Raw genomic sequence first — 17,754 nt, 5'->3', positions numbered from 1 at the left:
GAATCTAGTTTGGTTTATAGAAAAGACGCTAACTCAAGCGGCGTTGATGAGGTGGCGGCACTAAAAGATTCTGTAATCTTGCCAAAATCGTAATGTATGCACGCGCAGCGGAGCGAGTGGAGATTTACTCTCCACGAGCGATACACAAGTTTTTGCCAAAGCAAAAACTTGCATTAAATTATAGAATCTGGCTCGGTTTATAGAAAAGGTGTTAGTCCAAATCGCGCTCCTGACGCTCTGGCACCAAAGCGCGACTTAGATTCTAAAAAATCTTTTGTATGCACGCGCAGCGGAGCGAGTGGAGATTTACTCTCCACGAGCGATACACAAGTTTTTGCCAAAGCAAAAACTTGCATTAAAATAATAGAATCTAGGAATGCAAAATGCTTCTCCATCACAGAATCTGTGAAACCTAAAGGAGTGCGTATGCGATATTTTATGATTTTCCTAGGAATTTTAGGCTTTGTGCTTTTTAGCGGCTGCTCGAGCAAAAAACCCATAGGCTCCTACCAAGCCATAGAATGCCAAACCATCTGCCAAAAGGGGCAATGCACGCAGCAGTGCGTGGGTGCTAGCGGCGATTATTACAAAAAATAAGAATCCCTATGCCAAAAACTCCGCGCCTTAATAATAGCCTTTTGCGCAAAATCTTTATCGCCGCTTCTATCCGTCGCTGGAACGATCAAGCCACGCCCGTGGAGTTTGTCGAGCTTGATAAGCAAGCGCATAAATTTGTCATCGCCTATCTTTTAGCGCGCTATGAGGAGCATATCCGCAAGGTTGAGATTGATTGGGAGCGGCTGATACTGCAGTTTTGCTATGAGTTTTTTGAGCGCATTGTGCTAACTGATATCAAGCCTCCCGTGTTTCATCAGCTTGTCAAAACACATAATCAGGAGCTTGTGCGCTTTGTGATGCAAAACCTTCAATCCGATTTGGGAGCGTATGAGTTTTTCCCACAGATGGAGAGTTATCTTACCGCCCACACTTCAAACCTTGAGCGCGAGATTCTCAAAGCCTCGCATTATTATGCCTCCAAGTGGGAGTTTGATATCATCTATCATTTTAATGCCAAAATGTATGATGTCCAAAATATCAAAAACACTATCGATAAGCAAGTAGAGGAGCATTACCACCTCGCAGGTATGCAGCAAATCGCGCTCTATGAAGATGTGCGTGAGCTCATCACGATGTTTGGGCAGCTTAGATTCCAAAAACGCTGGAGTCAGACACCTAGGATCCCCGCAACTTCCGTGCTAGGACACACCCTCATAGTCGCGCTTAGTGCCTATCTCCTAAGCCTTGATTTGGGGTGCTGTAAGCAAATGCGTATCAATCACTTTTTGTGCGGATTATTCCACGATTTGCCCGAGATTCTCACGCGCGATATCATCTCGCCTATCAAGCACACGGTTAAGGGCTTAGATGAGTTTATCAAAAATATCGAGCGTCAGGCTGTCAATGACAAGATTCTGTGCAAAGTCCCCCCCAATATCCGCGATGATATTATGTATTTTACTCAAGATGAATTCCACAACCGCTATAAGATTGAGTATTTTAGGCACGATATCGAGAGTGGCGCGGAGTTTTTTGCGAGATTTAATGAAGACAAATTCGATCCCATATATGGCGAGTTTTTGAAAGTGTGCGATCATCTTAGCGCGTTTTTAGAAGCCAAAATCTCCATCGCCCACGGCGTCTCTAGCCAAGATCTCATCGAGGGCGCACAGGGTATCTTTGAAAAATGCGCACACAAGCAAATCGCCAATGTCGATTTGGGTGCGCTTTTTAGAAACTTTGTCTAAAGAGAATCTATGCAAAAAAAAGATACGCTTTTTGAGCAATCCTCACAAGAGATACAAAAAAAATTCGAGTTTGATGCACAAGTGGCTAGCGTGTTTGATGATATGCTTGAGCGCTCCATTCCTTTTTATAGAGAATCTCTCACATTGTGCGTGGATTTTTTGAAGCTAAATGCCAAAGAGGGCGTTATCTATGATTTGGGCTGCTCTACGGGTAATCTCCTCTTAGCCCTCGCGCCACATACCGCCGCCACGCTCATTGGGCTAGATACTTCTGAAGCGATGATAGAGCACGCGAGATTGAAGGCAAAAGCCTACAATGCCGCTGTGGAGTTTAAAATCGCTGATTGTATGCAGGAGGGATTTAGAGAATCTAGCGCGTTTGTGAGCAACTACACTCTGCAGTTTATCCGCCCACCACAGAGGCTAGGGCTCGTGCGCAAGATTCACAGGGCTCTAAAAAAGGGCGGGATTTTTATCATAAGTGAAAAGATGAGCAGCACCGATGCACTGCTTGATAGCCAAATGATAGAGTATTACCATACTTATAAGCAAAATAACGGCTACTCCAAAACCCAAATCGCGCGCAAACGCGAGGCACTAGAGAATGTGCTTATCCCTTATACTTTGCAAGAAAACTTGCATTTACTCCAAGAAGCGGGCTTTAGACACACCGAGGTGCTCTTTAAATGGGTGAATTTTGGTGTGATTATCGCGCGCAAGTAGCAAAAAGGAATGTTTATGAATCTAACCCACCTAAACCAACACAACAACCCAACAATGGTCGATGTGAGTGCCAAAAATATCACGACGCGTGAGGCACTTGCAAGCGGCAAAATCACGATGAGCAAAGATGCCTTTGAAGCGGTGCTACACAACACTGCCACAAAAGGACCAGTGATACAAACGGCTGTGATTGCAGCGATTATGGCAGCCAAAAATACGAGCAGTGCTATCCCGATGTGCCATCCGTTGTTTTTGAGCAAAATCAATGTAGAAATCGCGCCCATTGAGGGAGAGTGCGCCTTTAGGATAGAATCTCTTGTCAAATGCGAGGGGAAAACGGGCGTGGAGATGGAAGCTCTGCATAGCGTGAGCGTGGGGCTGCTCACGATATATGATATGCTCAAAGCCATTGATAAGAGTATGGTGATGAGCGATATTTGCTTAGAATCTAAGAGCGGGGGCAAGAGCGGGGATTATCAGCGCGCTTAAGATTGGGGCTTGTGAAGCCTGCCAATAACCACTGCCAATGCGCCCAAAAACATCAGATAATACCCAATGGTTATGATATTGCCACTTCCGCTCGCCCACCCAAAAAATATCGGTGTGAGCCCGCCAAAAATCGCATATGAGATATTGTAGGCAAAGGAAAGCCCACTATAGCGTATCGGAGCGGGGAAGCTCTGCACCATAATGATGGGCGTAAAAACCGTCAATCCCGCACAAAGCGCCATAGCATAATAGAGCAAAAGTGTGGTTTCAAGGCTATGATGCGCCATCAAGGAATGATAAAAGCCAAAGGCAAAAATAAACAAGCCTATGCCAAATATCGTGCTTGCTCTCCCCACACCGATTCTATCGCTCAAAATCCCAGCTAGGATATTGCCAAAGGCAAGGCAGCAAATGGCTACCATTTGATAGAGCACCCTATCGGCAGCCAAAACGCCAAAGACTTGGCTTAAGAGCTTGGGCGATAAGAGCACGATGATAACCACACAACCTGTGAGAATCCAAGTGCTAAGAAACGAAGAAATGACACTTTTTTTGAACGATTGTAGCACGGCTTTGACGGGAAAACTCTGCGTCTGCTGCAAAGCCTCGATCTCGCGAAAAACCGGTGTCTCTTCTAAGAATCTACGCAAAAAAAGCGAGATAATCCCAAAAACCCCACCAAGCAAAAAGGGCACGCGCCACGCGTATTCTCTAATCTCCTCTTGTGTAAAAAGATGATTGATCCCAAGCGTTACCGCACTCCCAAGCAAGATCCCGCCAATCACAGCACTTGTAAAAGCCCCCATATAAAAGCCTAGCGTCTTATTATCGCTATGCTCGCACACAAATACCCAAGCCCCCGGAAGCTCGCCACCTATGGCAATGCCCTGTAAGATTCTAATAAGCACAAGTATGAGGGGCGCGGCATAGCCAATGCTCTCAAAAGTGGGCATAAGCCCAAGCGCAAAAGTAGGGATAACCATCAGCAAAATGGAGAGGATAAACATTTTTTTGCGTCCGCTCTTATCGCCAAAATGCGCCATAATAATCCCGCCTAGTGGTCTTGCAAAATACCCTGCAGCAAACGCGCCATAGGTGTTCATATTTGCCCAAAATGAACCAAGCGAACTCGGGAAAAAGAGGCTAGAAATCACTTCTGTAAAAAACACAAAAATAATAAAATCATAAAACTCTAGCATACCGCCAAGCGAACTTAGTCCTAGCACTTTAATCTCTGATTTTTTTAACCGCATCAAACCCTCACTTTAGTCGATCTCACTTGAATCTGATAGGGTAAGATTGTAGCATTATTCTTGTGTTTTTGTGAATCTTATTTTCAGAAATGTAGGTTTTTGTGGAGCATTGAGCTAAGTGATGGGCTTTGTTGTGGGGTGTTCTTTATAAAACCTTAAGAATTGTTTTTGTTATCTTTGGTTACAATGGAGTGCAAACACAAAGCTTAAAGGAGGCTGTAAGATGAGGGAAGTGAAGTATCAAGATATCGTAGAGGCTGTCGCAAAACTTGCGATTGAGGCGTGCTGTGTGCAGACAAAGGATATCAAAGAGGCGTTTGCAAAGGCAAAAAGCACCGAGCAATCCCCGCTGGGACAAAATATCATCAACACGCTTATTGAAAATGGCAAAATCGCGCAAGATAATATGATGCCCATTTGTCAGGATACCGGTATGCTCGTGGTGTTTGTCAATGTCGGACAGGATGTGCATATCGTGGGTGGATACATTGAAGATGCTATCAATGAGGGCGTGAAAAAAGGCTATAGTGAGGGGTATTTGCGCAAATCCGTGGTGGCAGAGCCACTCTTTGAGCGCAAAAACACGACAAACAACGCCCCTGCGGTGATCCACACTAGAATCGTGCCCGGCGATAAGGTGCATATCCAAGTCGCACCCAAGGGCTTTGGGAGCGAAAATAAGAGTATTTTAAAAATGCTTGTCCCCGCTGATGGAATCCAAGGCGTGAAAAATGTCTTTTTAGAGGCTGTGAAGCTCGCTGGACCCAATGCCTGCCCTCCTATGGTGATTGGTGTGGGCATAGGTGGCACGATGGAAAAAGCCGCACTTTTAGCCAAAAAAGCAGCGGTGCGTGAGGTGGATTCTAAAAATCCCGATGAGCGATATGCTAAGCTCGAAGAAGAGCTACTAGAGATGGCAAATGCCACGGGCGTGGGACCACAGGGCTTGGGAGGTAGCACAACTGCCTTTAAAGTCAATGTCGAGTGGTATCCCACACATATCGCGGGATTGCCCGTAGCGATTAATATCAACTGCCACGCTGCACGCCACGCGGATATCGAGCTATAAGGAGGAAGTATGAGCGAGATGAAAAAAATCAGAGCACCTTTTAGCAAAGAAGTGGGCAAAAGCCTCAAGGCTGGAGAATCTGTGCTCATCTCTGGGACGATTTTAGTTGCTAGAGACGCGGCACACAAGGCTTTGACAGAGGCTCTCGCACGAGGTGAAAAACTTCCTGTGGAGCTCGCAGGAGAGACAATCTACTACCTAGGACCAAGCCCCGCCAAACCGGGAAATCCAATCGGCTCGGCAGGTCCTACTACAAGCGGGAGAATGGACAAATACACGCCCACCATCATCGCGCAAGGCATTAGCGGTATGATAGGCAAGGGCTATCGCTCAAAAGAAGTGATAGATTCTATGGTAGCAAATGGTGTGGTGTATATGGTGGCAGTGGGGGGAGCGGCTGCGCTCATCTCAAAAACCATCAAAAAATACGAGGTTTTGGCATATCCCGAGCTTGGTCCAGAGGCAGTGGCGCGCATCACTATCGAGGATTTTCCTGCTATTGTTGCCATTGACGCACAGGGGAATAACTTTTATGAAGTGGGACAGAAGCCTTATAGGAAAATCTAAGGAGCGAAGGGATAAATGCTGCCAGAGTGGAGTCCGGAGTATTCTGTGCATAATGAGATAATTGACGCCGAGCACCGCAAGCTTTTTGAGCTCGCTCACCGAGTGGAGGCAGCAGCCAATAAGGCGGCAAATCGCTCGGAAGTCAAGGAGATCCTCGCAGAGTTTTTCAACTATATGCGCGTGCATTTTGCGCACGAGGAAGAATATATGAAAAGCATAGGCTATCCGGAGTTGCCCACTCACAAGGAGATTCACAAGGAATTCACGCGCAATGTCGCAACCCTAGTCAAAACCTCGCATTCTATCAACGATCTCAAAGAAAGCCTGCTCATCATCGCGCGAGATTGGCTCATAGGGCACATTATGCAAGAGGATAAGCGGATAGAGGAATGGAATGCCATCCAAATCGCCAACAACACAAAAGCGATTTTAGAAAGCACCCTAGCATCTCCCGCGCAGCACAAAGCATTAAGCTGCAAGCTAGAGGAGAAGCCCACGATATATGTGTATCAATGCCATTGCAAGATTCATAAGGTTTCAGAATCTACCCATAGCAAAATCAACAAAATAGATTCTAATGTCGTGTGCAAAGAGTGCAAATACCCACTGCAGTTTTTGCGACAAGAATGAGAAAAGGTATAAATTTAAACTAGCTTTTATCAAAGTGTCGCTACAATCACACTTCCAAAGATTTAGTAGGGGATGGATCCGAACGACTTTGTATTTTTTTGTGTAAGGAGAGCAAGGATGAAATTCTTTCTTGTAATGTTTGTAGGTATGCTTGGCTTGGCTTTTGGAGCTGAAGTGAGTGGTGTGGATATGATTCAGTCATATTCAGTAGCTGGTGCGGTTATCGGTGTGGGTATTGCGGCACTTGGTGGTGCTATCGGTATGGGACACGCTGCGGCAGCGACTATCTCAGGGACTGCGCGAAACCCCGGTATCAGCGGTAAATTGCTTGGAACGATGTTTATTGCGCTAGCACTTATCGAAGCACAAGTGATTTATACGCTAGTATTGGCGATTATCGCACTTTATAGCAATCCCTTTCTTTCATAACTTCTTCCCGCGATTGCGGGAGCCATGCGCTGGTGGTGGAATTGGTAGACACACCATCTTGAGGGGGTGGCGGGGCGACCCGTGCGAGTTCAAATCTCGCTCAGCGCACCATTTGAACAATCAATAGATTCTATGCCGGGGTGGTGAAATTGGTAGACGCGCTAGACTCAAAATCTAGTAGGGGCAACCCTGTGTCGGTTCGATTCCGACCCTCGGCACCATAGATAACTTTCTTTATGACACATACAAATACCGCATTCTTGACTTTGCCCCGCTTAGCATTTATTTTACGTATGTCTTTTAAAAATTTTAGAAACCTCTCTTTTAATGTTGCTCCGCAATGCTTGTAATGGATCACTGCCTTTGAGTAAGATTCTATAATGGCGTCTTATATGTGTGCCATCGCCCCTGCGCAATGCCGTCTTTGAATCTTGTGATACGATAGAATCTAAAAACATCTCTAGCTTTTTCTCATAATATTCATAAGGATTAAAATCATCTAAAAACAGAGGTTGCAGATACATCTCTTTATACGCCTTCTCATCATTATCTATGCGCTTTACTTCCTGCACGAGATCCTGTAAGCTAGGGAAATTGTGCGCGTTGATAAAGGCTTTGGGATTAATGCCATACTCAAGCAAATGCGCAGAGATATGCGGGATTTGCGTATCTATCACATCGCTATCCTGTGGCTCTGTGTGCGCGCTCGTGGGCAAGGGGGCGGGAGGCGCACAGCGCAGGCTCGTATCGCCCCAATATATCGGGATACAGCCCGCGGCATACGCGTCAAAGAGCTTTTCAGTCAGATACCCCGGATAGCTTGAGTTTTCAAAGCAAATATGGAATCTATACTGCTGCAGCCATTTGCGCTTGGTGCTCTGAAAGTCATTGTAACGATCCCCTATCGCCCCACCGATATTGTTGTTCCACTGCCCGCCAGAATCTACGCGTTTATACGCGCCTAAGAGTTCAAAAAATCTATCGCGCACTTTTGTGTGCTCCCCACCGCCATTTGTCGCCATAAATGCACAAAACTTCTCTCGCTCTGCAATCATTGGGGAAAGAATGCGCGTGCGAGAGGCTTCACACACATCTTTTAGGTGCTTATCTAAGATAAAAGCATACGGCAAGCGCAAATGCCTATCGCCAAAATCCATATAATCAAAGTCGATGCCATAGTCCGCGACATTCCAATTGGTGCGCAGATTTTCCCCTGTGAAAAATATCCGCACGCAATCGTATTGCAAATGCTCATACCCAAATGTGCCATAGATGAGAAAATCAGGATTCTTGCTATAGCGCACATCGTATTTGCGTGAGAGCGCGCGCACAAACATATTGGCATAAAAATTTTCTTCCGTATCGGGCAGATACCAATCCACCACACGCATAGACACTATGGGTTTCATACCATTCCTTTGTTTTGTAAGCTTAGCGATTTTTGAGCACTTCTAGGATCAGAGTGCGATTGTGCAAGGACGCATACACCCGCACAGATGGGATCTCTAGTAGCGCGTAGTGCCGCACTGCGCCCTCACGCCATAGATTCTCATCACGCAGTAGCACCTCGTGGCTATAGAGGCATTCTAGCACTTGCTCCTTTTCTCGTCTTAATAGCGCGAGGACAAAAAACGCCATATCATCGCTGATATCATACTCCCCCACATCGACATCGCATACAAAGGCAATCTCATTTGGCTTGTGCTGCATCGCCCTAGAGACGCGATATCGCTCCCCCACAGGGATAGAATCGCGCAATTCTAGCTTATAGGAGATGATCGCCTCGATTTTTGCCCCCTCAAGATTCTCATCATACTCAAGCTCATCAAGGCTCACAGCCCACGCCCCTCCCACAATGGCGCATAAGCACACGCAGATTCTAAGGCTTTGGCAAAGCTTTGACATACTGCTCAAGCTCTACCAAGCGGTGGCTAATCCCAGCACTCGCATCGATTTGTGTAATCATCATATACACACACAGCACCCCAAGCACTAAGACTAAACACACGCAAAATAGGCTGATTTTTACCGCCCTTTTGGCGATTTTTAGTGAATCTTCCTCACGCATTGACATCTCTAAACCTCCTTTTGCAAGATGAGCTTAAGCCCCAAGCCAATCAGCATTCCCACGCACATTAGTAGCACGATACACGCGCCCGGGCTGATATTGAGCCAATAAGCAAGAAAGAATCCAACCCACATAAACGCGAGTGAGAGCACAAATCCCACAAACATCATCGCTCTAAGCGATCCCACAAAAAGTTGGGCAATATAGGCAGGGATAGAGAGAATGGCAAGCACGAGGATAAGCCCCGCCACACTCATGCTCATCACCACACCCACCGCGATAAACACAAAAATCACGCCACTAAGCCACGCGCTATTCACACCCTGCACGCGGCAAAACGCCTCATCATACAAAAGCCCTAGAATCTGCTTGTAGCACACGCCCACAAAGCCTAGCAATACCACATCATACACCGCGATAGCGAGCACCTCATCATCGCTCACAGCGATGATTGAGCCAAAGAGATAGCTTGCGATATCGCTATTATAGCCCGGCGTGAAGTCGATAAACACCACGCCTAGCGCCATACCAAACGCCCAAATCGCCCCCATATAAGAATCTAGCCTATCGTGATAATGCCTATCCGCCCACGAGAGTAGTAATGCTAAGACAACCGCAAATACCATCGCGCCCAAAGTGGGCGAAAATCCGCAAAAAAGTGCCAAGCCCACACCGCCAAATGCGCTATGAGCCACGCTCCCAGCGACAAAAACCTTCTTATTTGCCACCGCGATAGAGCCCACCACTCCGCTCACGATACTTACCAAAAACGACACCAAAAGTGCCATCCACACGAACTTTAAGCCCAAAATCTCAAACACAGATTCTATCATCGCGCCTCTTTTTGGGATTGGGTGAGTTGATAAAAGAGATCGATTTCACAAAAATGCCCGCTAGATTCTATAAATTCCACATCAGGGACATCGTGGAGGACTGCGGTTTTGTTGATATACACGATTTTGTGTGCATAGCGCAAAATCGCTGAAAGATCGTGGCTAATCACCACGATACTCATACGCGCGCTAAGGGTTTGGAGAATCCTAAATATATCCTCCTGCCCCTTGAGATCTATGCTCGCAGTGGGTTCATCGAGTATGAGTATATCGGGCTTAGCACAGAGTGCCCGAGCGATGAGCACCCTCTGACGCTCCCCCCCGCTTAGAGCCCCGATTTTGCGCCTTGCCAAATGCGAAACTCCAAGCCTATCCATCATCTCCAGCGCGTAGGCTTTTTGCTCCCTTGTGGCTAGCAAAAACCTTTTGTGCAAAAATCCCATCATCACGACTTCATACGCGCTGATGGGGAAATCAAGGTGCTCCATCGTGTTTTGGGCGACATAGCCTATGCGCGCGTTTGAGGGCGTGTAGGTAATGCTCCCTATGTGTGGGGTTAGCAGTCCTGCCATAAGCTTAGCCAGAGTGCTTTTGCCCCCGCCATTTGGTCCTATGATAGCTACAAACTCTTGGTGGTTAATGCTGAGATTCACATTATCTAGCACACGCTCGCGCCCATAGCAAAAACACAGCTTTGAGACTTGCAGTAGTGCTGACATAGACTACTTCACTCCTGTGTGGCTATAGCCCTAGCATACGCCCTCATAGCCTCCGCCCAATCCTCCTGCAGAGAATCTAGCTCGATGATTTTTAGCCCTAGCTCGTTGCTTAGTGCTTGGACTTGTTTTTTGGAAAATTGCGGTTGGAGAAAAATGGTGCGGATATTGTTTGATTTGATAGTATTTATCACTTCTTGCAAATGCGCGCTTTTGGCTTCTTTGCCTTCAGATTCTATGGCGACTTCTTGCAATCCATAGTCGCTAGCAAAATACCCCCACGCCGGATGATACACCACAAATATTTTTTTGGCACTAGGCTTGGCAAATATCGCTTGTATCTCTGAATCTAGCGCATCGATCTCTTTTAGCAAGCTCTCGTAATTTTGTTTATAAAAACTTTTGTTTTTGAGATCGATCCCTGCGATAGAGTGGAATATCTCGCGCGCTTGGATTTTCATCAACGCAGGAGAGAGCCAAATATGCGGATCGTGTGCGACTTTAAAGCCTGATTGTGTGAGCGCGCGGGGCACATCGACAAAGCGCAGTTTGGGATTTACGGATTTAAACCTACGAAACCATTTTTTTTCAAACGGCATACCCACGCCCACATAGATATGGGATTCTTTGACATCGCGCATTTGCAGGGGTAGGGGCTCATAGAGCTCGGGAGATTTGCCCTTTGGCACCATTACTTTGACATCGGCATAGTCTTTGGCGATTTTTTGGACTAGGTAGCTCTGTGGTAGCACGCTCACCATCACCATCACTTTTGCTTGCGCAACGCTTAGCAGTATCCCCAACACAAACAAATATCTCAAACAAACTCCTTTTGTAAAATATGCAATGTGAATTTTATTGATTGATGATTGCTTGGTAGAGCGTCGTCATATCCGACATCGCGCCTATACGCTCTAGCAGGGTTTTGGAGCGTCTAAACACGCCATTGTGCTCCTCGCCAATGTGCAAAGTCGTGATAACCACGCCGCCGAGCATATTCTCATATCGCTTGCCACTAGTCACGCTCCACACGCTATGAGCCACGATAGCCCTGCCTTGGGTATGTCCGAGGTATATCATAATATGCCCCTGCAACCACAAAATCGTGTAAAAGGGCGTGGCATTGGCGATGATATAGGCTTCTTTGTCTTTTGGCGGCATTTTACTCAAATCTATGCTGTTGTTTCCATAAAACACCTGTGCCTTGGAGTTGCGCGGTAAAAACACGCCATTGTGCGCAAAAATATCGCGCACCAACGCCGAGCAGTCCCGCTCCTCATACATTCCGCCCCAGCCATACGCCCTCCCCATAAGCTGCGTGAGCAAATCCGCCACAAGTGTTTGGCTAAAGCCCGAGGGAAAGGGCGAAAAATCTTGGCGTTTTACCTTGAGTGTGCTAATGCGTGCATTGCCATTGTCTTGGCGCAGCACGACATAGATTTCATAAGAATCTGTAGTTTGATTTTTGAGCGCAAAGATTTGCCCTAGCCGCGCTTGTGTAACAAAGCGATTGTTTGAATCTAAAAGCGCGATATTGTCTTTATTTGGCATCACATAGGAGCGCCACTGCATAATGCGCTTGGCGTCCTCATCGCTCACAAACGCCATATCACGCACCTCCACCCAACCATAGACAAAGCCAGATTCTATATGCGCAAAGCGGCGTGAGCTATCATAATGCGTCACACGCACCGGCGTGCCGCTAAAGATAAGCGAATTTTGCCATCTATCGAAGGGATAGCCATCGCGCTTGGAAAATCTAGGCAGCACGCTAGGGACTGCCCTTATGCTTGTGTTACTCGTGATGATGGCTTTTTTGTTGGCACTTGGATAGAGATCTAGCTGCATAGAATCTAGGATTTTTTGCCTCTCTTGTAGGCTATAGGGCTTGAGGTTTATCCCCCAACTGCGTGCTTTAAGCAGTGAGGGGCGTATCCAAAACACCTCATCGACATTAGGATTTGGTTTTGTGCTGAGCCACGGGGCAAAAAACTTCTGCAAGTAGTCTTTTTGCAGCACTTTAGAATCTATCTCGGGGAATTCTAAAAGATCTTGGGGGAGGTAGTAGTTTGCGTTTTGGGGCAGGGTGCTAAGCTCCTTTGGCTCTAGGATAGTAACCTTTTTGCTCGAGCACGCCCCAAGCACTAGCGCGCATAGGACGCACACACAGAATTTGCCAAGCCCTTTCAATCGCCTCTCCATAAGCATAAACTAGCTAAGAGCCTTGAGCGCTGCCTCATCATAGCCTACGACAATCGCGCTAGATTCTGTGCTAGATTCCACAACGGGGCGTTTGATAAGCGTGGGGTGCGTGAGCATAGCCTCTATTTTTTGCTCATCATTTAGGTTTTTGTCTTTTAAGTCAAGTTTTTTGTAAGTCGTGCCCTTGGTATTTAGTAAGGTGCTTAGGGAGGATTTTTGCGCCCAGTGGGTTATTTGCTCCCTGCTTGGCGGTGTTTTTTTAAAATCCACAAACTCATACGCCACGCCTAGAGATTCTAAAAGCGCGCGTGCCTTTTTCACACTGCCACAATTTGGTATGCCATAGACTTTTATCACGCTCACACTCCTAGTTTTTGGATTTTTTAAGCTTCCAATACAGCACATACACCACGCTCACCACAGCCACAAACGCCAAACACGCATAGCCAACCATTTTGACATTTTGCTTGATCCCTAGTTCCTCTGGGCTTAGCTCATCGTGTGTGGTAAAAATATGCACGATATGATCCACCCCAAAGTCCGCTCCAAAGGCAGCGCCAATCCCATAGCCGATAAACACGAGGATAATCACCCAAATCCCCGCACCAAGCGAGGTATAAAAGCAAAATTTAGCGAGATTCATTCGTGCAAGTCCCGCAGGCAGCGAGATATACTGACGCACACCCATAATCAGCCGCCCCACAAAGGTGCTAATCTCGCCGTGTTTGGTGAAATAATTCTCCATTTTTTGCATACTAGATTCTGTAAAAAAGAAATACTTGCCAAAGCGGATGAGAAACTCTCGCCCAAATTTGAGTGCGAGCCAATAATTGAGCAATGCCCCAGCTAGCGAGCCAGCCACGCCAGCGACTACCGCTAGCACGGCATTCATATCGCCTCTATACACCAAATACCCAGCGGGTATCATCACCACTTCAGAGGGGAAGGGGATAAAGCTAGATTCTATAAACATCATCACAAAAATCCCCAAATACCCCGTATCGCCGACAAAATTCACAATACTCTCGATAATCTCTCCAAACATTGCATTCCTTGTAAGATAAGCTAGGCGCGCAAACTTCAGCCTTACGCAAAATTAAAGGCGACATTATACTTGCTTTTGTTATAATCCTTTCTTTAAAAAACCCACAAAACTTTTAAGGCAAATATGAAAGAATTATTTGAAGGGGCTATTAAGTTCCAAGAAGAAGATTATGTCGCGCACCAAGAGCTTTATGAAAGCCTCAAAAAGACCCAAAACCCCCACACACTTTTTATCAGCTGTGCGGATTCACGCGTAGTGCCAAATCTCATCACTAATTCCGATCCGGGCGATTTGTTTGTCGTGCGCAATATCGGCAACATTATCCCACCCTACACAGAATCTAATGCTATGCGCAAGGGCTATCTCGCCACCACTGCCGCTATCGAATACGCCATCACCATCCTTGATGTCCAAAATATCATCGTGTGCGGGCATAGCAACTGCGGGGCTTGCACGGCGATTTATGAGCCACCAAATAAGCTAGACAAAGCCCCCTATGTGCAAAAATGGATCGAGCTCCTAGAGCCTGTCAAGCAAAAAGTCCTCGCCCTCAAACCCAGCTCCAAATCCAAGCGTATGTGGCTCACTGAGCAAATCAATGTCGAGCAGCAGCTTGAGAATCTAATGACTTATCCCTTTGTTGAGGAACGTTTTGATCGTGGCGAGCTTAGTATCTATGGGTGGTATTACATTATTGAGACGGGGGAGATTTTAAACTACAATATGATTAAGCGCGAGTTTAAACCCATAATCCAAAAAGAAAAGGAGAAGTAATGCAAGAAAAGATGATATTAATGAGCGGACCTTGCGTGATTGAGAGCTATGAGAATCTTAGCCAAACCGCCAAAGCCCTCGCTCCCATCGCCCAAAATCCCAAAATCGATTTTTATTTCAAAGCAAGTTTTGATAAGGCAAACCGCACGAGCTTAGATTCCTACCGCGGACCGGGGCTAAGAGAGGGGCTAGCCCTCCTAGCGCAGATTAAAAAAGAATTTGGCTACAAAATCATCACCGATATCCACGAGAGCCACCAGGCCGAGGCGATCGCAGAAGTAGCAGATGTGATCCAAATCCCAGCATTTTTGTGCCGTCAGACTGATCTCATCGTCGCAGTGGCGAAAACCTCAAAGATCGTCAATGTCAAAAAGGGGCAGTTTATGAATCCCGCAGATATGAAGCACACGGTGCTAAAAGCCATCAAAACGCGTGGGGGGGACGCCGCCACATACGAGCAGAGCAGACATTATGGAATCTGGCTAACCGAGCGGGGCAGCAGCTTTGGCTATGGCAATCTCGTGGTGGATATGCGCTCGCTTGCGATTATGCGCCAATTTGCGCCCGTGGTGTTTGACGCGACACATAGCGTGCAGATGCCAGGGGGACTTGATGGTAAAAGCGGGGGCGATAGGCGCTTTGTCCCATACCTCGCGCGTGCGGCTGCGAGCGTGGGGGTTGATGGGTTTTTTGCCGAGACGCACCTAAACCCAGAATCTGCCCTAAGCGATGGGGCAAATATGGTGCCCACACACGAGCTTTTTGGGCTCGTGGAGGATTTGCTGCGCATTAGGGAGCTGCTGCCTAGTCTGCAGCCCCTTGCATTATCATAAAATAAAGGAGAAGAGAATGAATACCATAGAGGGCGCGCTCAAACTGCGCGGAGATGAGAAAATAGCCATTATCAGCTCACGATTTAATCACATCATAACCGATAGGCTTGTAGAGGGCGCGCGGGATTGTTTCTTGCGCCACGGGGGCAATGAGGATTTGCTAGATTTGGTGCTTGTGCCGGGGGCGTATGAGATACCCTTTGTCCTCCAAAAGCTCCTCACACAGGGCGATTATGATGGGATTTGCTGCCTTGGCGCGATCATCAGAGGCGATACGCCGCATTTTGATTATGTCGCTGCGGAGGCTACCAAAGGCATAGCCAATGTCACACTCAAATACGGCGCGGCGGTAACCTTTGGCGTGCTCACTACAGATTCACTCGATCAGGCGATACAGCGCGCTGGGAGCAAGGCAGGCAATAAGGGCTTTGAATCTATGAGCGGACTTATCGAGCTTATCAACCTCTATCAGAATCTAGGGGTGTGAGATGGCAACTCGCACGCAGGCACGCAATGCGGTGCTTGGGATACTCTATGCCTATGAGCTGGGCAATCACGCTAGCATAGAGGACGCCACGCAGATTTTAGAGGAGAAAAAAATCCGCCACAAGCAGCAGGATTTCGCGCTAGGGCTGCTTAATGGCGTGCTTGCAAACCTCAAATCCCTCGATACGCTCATCAACGCCCATCTCAAGGAGTGGGATACCAATCGGCTTGGGCGGATTGAATGCTCGATATTGCGGCTTGGGGCGTATGAGCTATGCCACACGCAAACCGATGTGCCCATTGTCATCAATGAGGCTGTGGAGCTCGCCAAAATATATGGCGATGAGAACGCGCCGCGGCTGATTAATGGCGTGCTAGATTCCATACAAAAAATGCGCAAAGACAAGGCGGAGCGAAGCGGTGCGAGCTCGCAGAATCTGCCTGCGCAAAATGCCCAAACAACCACAGAGGGCGCGCAATGAGTGGCAGGGCAAATGCACCAAAGCTCTGCGTGGCACTCGATAGAGAGAGTAGGGAATCCAACCTCGCCCTTGTGCGACTGCTCAAAAGCCATAGTGCGCATTTGTGGCTCAAAGTGGGTTTAAGGAGCTTTGTGCGCGATGGCAAGGAGTTTTTGGAAGACTTGCGCAGGATTGGGGATTTTAGGCTGTTTTTGGATCTCAAGCTTTATGATATCCCAAACACGATGCTTGATACGATGCGCGAGATTCACGCCCTAGGCGTGGATATGCTCACAATCCACGCGAGCAGTGGCGCGCAGGCGATGAGGGCGTTGGCGCGCTATAGGGAGACAAACCCCACCGCGCCGCGTATCCTCGCTGTCACCGCGCTTACGAGCTTTGGGCAGGAGGACTTTGGGCAGATTTATAACACCCCTATTCTCAATCACGCGCGCAATATGGCGGTTTTAGCCTATGAGAGTGGGTGCGATGGCGTGGTGTGCTCGTGCTTTGAGACACAGAGTATCAAGGCAGCCACGAGCAAGAGTTTCATTGCGCTCACGCCCGGGATTCGCCCATTTGGCGAGGAGAGCAGCGATCAAAAGCGCGTGGCGGATTTGGCATTGGCAAAGCGCGTGGGGAGCGATTTTATCGTCGTTGGACGCCCCATTTATAGGGCGCAAGATCCTAGGGGCGTGGTGGAGAGGATTTTGGAGATTTTGTGAGCGATGAGGGAAACTTAGGCTTGTGCGTGGGAAAATGGCTCTTTTTGTCTCGCTGCGCTTAAGTTAGCCAAAGCGGGCAAGTATTTGCTAGATTGCGTAGATTTGGCGAGTTTGGGGGCGCTCACTTGTCCTCTAGCGCTTATTCTCTAGGCACTCCTACTCCCGCACCCGCCAAAAACTCCCCAAGTCCCACCGCGTTTGTTGCGATAGCAACCAACCCACACTTGCACACGACTAATTTTTGCTTGCAGTAGTAACCCCACGCACAAGCCAAGCGCGGAATCTGACGCAGATTCAGAATCTAATGAAAGCTTAGAATCTAGCTTGAGCAGCTTAGATTCACAATCCAAAGATTCACAAAAGCAAAATCTAGAATCTAGCTTTTCAGAATCTAAGAATCTTACAGAATCCACAACGCCAAAAAATCCTAGCGAGGCTTTGCCAAATGTAAATAATAATGCGTGCGCAAGCACGAGCCGAGCAGAATCTATACCAATAGATTCTGCCATTTTTGCGCAGCAAAAATCCAATAAGATATGTAGCGCGGTAGCACCAACCGACACTCGCCCGCTTCGTGGTGTGCAATCGTTGGAACAAGGAGGCAGTAGTGCCTCCGCAACGATTGCGCTAGAAGCGGAAAAAGCGA

Annotated in this window: 25 protein-coding genes and 2 tRNA genes; 15 read left to right on the top strand and 12 right to left on the bottom strand. The window is 47.5% G+C overall.

Annotation, left to right across the window (positions count from 1 at the left end; genetic code table 11):
• Window positions 1–14: 14 nt before the first annotated feature.
• On the bottom strand, window positions 15–164 hold the full coding sequence (locus ACH2BK_RS05895; RefSeq protein WP_394997309.1) for a hypothetical protein: 150 nt from the start codon (window positions 162–164) through the stop codon (window positions 15–17).
• A gap of 262 nt (window positions 165–426) precedes the next feature.
• Here ACH2BK_RS05895 and ACH2BK_RS05890 point away from each other — a divergent pair, with 262 nt between their 5' ends.
• The 4 genes from ACH2BK_RS05890 to moaC are packed head-to-tail and all read left to right on the top strand — an operon-like array spanning window position 427 to window position 3,017.
• Window positions 427–597: a hypothetical protein gene (locus tag ACH2BK_RS05890; protein WP_394997307.1), complete on the top strand. Its 171-nt coding sequence runs from the start codon at window positions 427–429 to the stop codon at window positions 595–597.
• An 8-nt stretch (window positions 598–605) separates the two neighbouring features.
• Entirely contained in the window at window positions 606–1,805 is a 1,200-nt protein-coding gene (locus ACH2BK_RS05885) for an HD domain-containing protein (RefSeq protein ID WP_394997306.1), read from the top strand.
• Window positions 1,806–1,814: 9 nt separating this feature from the next.
• On the top strand, window positions 1,815–2,528 hold the full coding sequence (gene cmoA, locus ACH2BK_RS05880) for a carboxy-S-adenosyl-L-methionine synthase CmoA (protein ID WP_395002548.1): 714 nt from the start codon (window positions 1,815–1,817) through the stop codon (window positions 2,526–2,528).
• Window positions 2,529–2,543: 15 nt separating this feature from the next.
• A complete protein-coding gene (gene moaC / locus ACH2BK_RS05875) occupies window positions 2,544–3,017 on the top strand; it encodes a cyclic pyranopterin monophosphate synthase MoaC (RefSeq protein WP_395002546.1) in 474 nt (157 codons plus the stop codon).
• Here the strand turns inward: moaC and ACH2BK_RS05870 are convergent.
• Window positions 3,014–4,270 (bottom strand): MFS transporter, encoded by a 1,257-nt coding sequence (locus ACH2BK_RS05870; protein WP_395002592.1) that lies wholly within the window; start codon window positions 4,268–4,270, stop codon window positions 3,014–3,016. The two genes, moaC and ACH2BK_RS05870, sit on opposite strands and share 4 nt — an antisense overlap.
• A 223-nt stretch (window positions 4,271–4,493) precedes the next feature.
• Between ACH2BK_RS05870 and ACH2BK_RS05865 the strand changes: the two genes are divergently transcribed.
• The 6 genes from ACH2BK_RS05865 to ACH2BK_RS05840 all read left to right on the top strand — a co-directional run bounded on the left by ACH2BK_RS05865 (window position 4,494) and on the right by ACH2BK_RS05840 (window position 7,186).
• On the top strand, window positions 4,494–5,339 hold the full coding sequence (locus tag ACH2BK_RS05865; protein ID WP_394997300.1) for a fumarate hydratase: 846 nt from the start codon (window positions 4,494–4,496) through the stop codon (window positions 5,337–5,339).
• Between the two features lie 9 nt (window positions 5,340–5,348).
• A complete protein-coding gene (locus ACH2BK_RS05860; protein WP_394997299.1) occupies window positions 5,349–5,906 on the top strand; it encodes a Fe-S-containing hydro-lyase in 558 nt (185 codons plus the stop codon).
• A gap of 15 nt (window positions 5,907–5,921) precedes the next feature.
• A complete protein-coding gene (locus ACH2BK_RS05855; protein ID WP_395002544.1) occupies window positions 5,922–6,536 on the top strand; it encodes a hemerythrin family protein in 615 nt (204 codons plus the stop codon).
• Between the two features lie 117 nt (window positions 6,537–6,653).
• A complete protein-coding gene (locus tag ACH2BK_RS05850) occupies window positions 6,654–6,965 on the top strand; it encodes a F0F1 ATP synthase subunit C (protein ID WP_394997296.1) in 312 nt (103 codons plus the stop codon).
• 26 nt (window positions 6,966–6,991) lie between these two features.
• A tRNA-Leu gene (locus ACH2BK_RS05845) sits at window positions 6,992–7,076 on the top strand.
• A 23-nt stretch (window positions 7,077–7,099) separates the two neighbouring features.
• Window positions 7,100–7,186, top strand: a tRNA-Leu gene (locus ACH2BK_RS05840).
• Between the two features lie 66 nt (window positions 7,187–7,252).
• Here the strand turns inward: ACH2BK_RS05840 and ACH2BK_RS05835 are convergent.
• From ACH2BK_RS05835 to ACH2BK_RS05795, 9 genes are read right to left on the bottom strand one after another with little or no spacing between them, the layout of a single operon-like run.
• The gene (locus ACH2BK_RS05835; RefSeq protein ID WP_395002542.1) at window positions 7,253–8,374 is read right to left on the bottom strand and encodes a glycosyltransferase family 10 domain-containing protein; all 1,122 of its coding nucleotides are present in this window, start codon (window positions 8,372–8,374) and stop codon (window positions 7,253–7,255) included.
• Window positions 8,375–8,396: 22 nt separating this feature from the next.
• Complete coding sequence (locus tag ACH2BK_RS05830) at window positions 8,397–8,870, bottom strand: hypothetical protein (RefSeq protein ID WP_395002540.1); 474 nt, start codon at window positions 8,868–8,870, stop codon at window positions 8,397–8,399.
• Window positions 8,845–9,039, bottom strand: coding sequence for a DUF5408 family protein (locus ACH2BK_RS05825; RefSeq protein ID WP_395002538.1), 195 nt, complete (start codon window positions 9,037–9,039; stop codon window positions 8,845–8,847). Before ACH2BK_RS05825 ends, ACH2BK_RS05830 begins: the two co-directional genes overlap by 26 nt.
• Window positions 9,040–9,041: 2 nt before the next feature.
• The gene (locus ACH2BK_RS05820; RefSeq protein WP_395002535.1) at window positions 9,042–9,866 is read right to left on the bottom strand and encodes a metal ABC transporter permease; all 825 of its coding nucleotides are present in this window, start codon (window positions 9,864–9,866) and stop codon (window positions 9,042–9,044) included.
• Window positions 9,863–10,585 (bottom strand): metal ABC transporter ATP-binding protein, encoded by a 723-nt coding sequence (locus ACH2BK_RS05815; protein ID WP_395002533.1) that lies wholly within the window; start codon window positions 10,583–10,585, stop codon window positions 9,863–9,865. The genes ACH2BK_RS05820 and ACH2BK_RS05815 overlap by 4 nt, the downstream gene beginning before the upstream one ends.
• 8 nt (window positions 10,586–10,593) lie before the next feature.
• Complete coding sequence (locus tag ACH2BK_RS05810) at window positions 10,594–11,403, bottom strand: metal ABC transporter solute-binding protein, Zn/Mn family (RefSeq protein ID WP_395002531.1); 810 nt, start codon at window positions 11,401–11,403, stop codon at window positions 10,594–10,596.
• A gap of 34 nt (window positions 11,404–11,437) precedes the next feature.
• Complete coding sequence (locus ACH2BK_RS05805; RefSeq protein ID WP_395002529.1) at window positions 11,438–12,772, bottom strand: NlpC/P60 family N-terminal domain-containing protein; 1,335 nt, start codon at window positions 12,770–12,772, stop codon at window positions 11,438–11,440.
• A gap of 21 nt (window positions 12,773–12,793) precedes the next feature.
• Window positions 12,794–13,147, bottom strand: a complete 354-nt coding sequence (locus ACH2BK_RS05800; protein WP_394997284.1) for an arsenate reductase family protein — start codon at window positions 13,145–13,147, stop codon at window positions 12,794–12,796.
• A 4-nt stretch (window positions 13,148–13,151) separates the two neighbouring features.
• Window positions 13,152–13,829 (bottom strand): DedA family protein, encoded by a 678-nt coding sequence (locus tag ACH2BK_RS05795; RefSeq protein WP_395002527.1) that lies wholly within the window; start codon window positions 13,827–13,829, stop codon window positions 13,152–13,154.
• Window positions 13,830–13,952: 123 nt separating this feature from the next.
• Between ACH2BK_RS05795 and ACH2BK_RS05790 the strand changes: the two genes are divergently transcribed.
• The 5 genes from ACH2BK_RS05790 to pyrF are packed head-to-tail and all read left to right on the top strand — an operon-like array spanning window position 13,953 to window position 17,108.
• Window positions 13,953–14,603: a carbonic anhydrase gene (locus ACH2BK_RS05790; RefSeq protein ID WP_394997281.1), complete on the top strand. Its 651-nt coding sequence runs from the start codon at window positions 13,953–13,955 to the stop codon at window positions 14,601–14,603.
• A complete protein-coding gene (gene kdsA, locus ACH2BK_RS05785) occupies window positions 14,603–15,436 on the top strand; it encodes a 3-deoxy-8-phosphooctulonate synthase (protein WP_395002525.1) in 834 nt (277 codons plus the stop codon). The genes ACH2BK_RS05790 and kdsA overlap by 1 nt, the downstream gene beginning before the upstream one ends.
• A gap of 16 nt (window positions 15,437–15,452) precedes the next feature.
• The gene (ribH, locus tag ACH2BK_RS05780; RefSeq protein ID WP_394997277.1) at window positions 15,453–15,923 is read left to right on the top strand and encodes a 6,7-dimethyl-8-ribityllumazine synthase; all 471 of its coding nucleotides are present in this window, start codon (window positions 15,453–15,455) and stop codon (window positions 15,921–15,923) included.
• Window position 15,924: 1 nt separating this feature from the next.
• Window positions 15,925–16,404, top strand: a complete 480-nt coding sequence (nusB, locus tag ACH2BK_RS05775) for a transcription antitermination factor NusB (RefSeq protein WP_394997275.1) — start codon at window positions 15,925–15,927, stop codon at window positions 16,402–16,404.
• On the top strand, window positions 16,401–17,108 hold the full coding sequence (pyrF, locus tag ACH2BK_RS05770) for an orotidine-5'-phosphate decarboxylase (protein WP_395002523.1): 708 nt from the start codon (window positions 16,401–16,403) through the stop codon (window positions 17,106–17,108). The genes nusB and pyrF overlap by 4 nt, the downstream gene beginning before the upstream one ends.
• A 146-nt stretch (window positions 17,109–17,254) precedes the next feature.
• Here pyrF and ACH2BK_RS05765 read toward each other — a convergent pair.
• Window positions 17,255–17,754 (bottom strand): hypothetical protein (locus ACH2BK_RS05765; protein WP_395002521.1); only part of this gene is annotated, 500 nt, incomplete at its 5' end.

It is taken from the genome of uncultured Helicobacter sp., from assembly GCF_949282165.1.
Classification (GTDB): Bacteria; Campylobacterota; Campylobacteria; order Campylobacterales; family Helicobacteraceae; genus Helicobacter_F.
The sequence above is the reverse complement of the archived record's forward strand: the minus strand, read 5'-3'. Positions and strand labels throughout refer to the sequence as shown.